General features: G+C 74.6%; 1 protein-coding gene. It reads right to left on the reverse strand.

What is annotated here, in order from left to right; all coding sequences use genetic code 11:
• Positions 1-674, reverse strand: a 674-nt coding sequence (locus DZF91_RS23020) for an acyl-CoA-like ligand-binding transcription factor (protein ID WP_117359475.1), incomplete at its 3' end; no start/stop codon positions are given.
• Positions 675-783: the final 109 nt, after the last annotated feature.

Raw genomic sequence — 783 nt, forward strand, 5'->3', positions numbered from 1 at the left:
CCGGACGCGTCCGGAGCCGCGGGCGCGGCGGGAGGTTCGGGAGCGGCAGGAGGTGCGAGAGGCTCGGGAGCGGACCGGGCCGGGGCGGGCAGGCCCGCGCGGAACTGGCCCAGCGCGCAGTCGACCAGCTCGCGCAGGTCGGCGCGGCCCCCGCCGTCCACCCACAGGTTCACGACGACCCGCATCGTCAGCCCCATGACGCCGGCGACCAGGTGGGGGTAGAGGTCGCGGGCCGGGTCGGCGCCGGTGCGGGCGGCGATCAGCGCCGCCGCGTCCCGCTGCATCTCGCCGAGCCCGCACAGCTGGGACGCGACGAGCGCGGGGTCGGTCTTGACGATGCGCATCAGCGCGACCGTCTCCTCGAACCGCTCGGGCGGCGCGACCACCTCGTGCAGGACGGCGCGGACCGACTCCCAGACGGGTTCGTCCGCGGGCCGTCCGGCGAGGCCGGCCAGCAGCGCCCGGGCCGCGTCGGTGAGCGGCGCGACGATCGCCTCCTCCTTGCCGGGGAAGTAGTTGTGGAAGGTGCGGGCCGACACGCCCGCCGAGGCGGCGATCGCGTCGACGGTGACCCCCTCCACGCCGTGTTCGAGCGCCAGCCGCGCCGCGGCGCGGCTGAGCGCGTCGCGGGTCGCGGCCTTCTTGCGCTCGCGCAGGCCCATTTCCTCCGTCATACGGACAACTCTAGACTTTCTTGCACATCCTGCAAAATTGCGCGGGCCGAAAACTTGCGTGACGTGCAGCACACCGAAACGCCGACCGCCCGGCTCGCCGACCGGAGAG

The organism is Actinomadura logoneensis, from assembly GCF_003428695.1.
In the GTDB taxonomy this organism is placed as follows: domain Bacteria; phylum Actinomycetota; class Actinomycetes; order Streptosporangiales; family Streptosporangiaceae; genus Spirillospora; species Spirillospora logoneensis.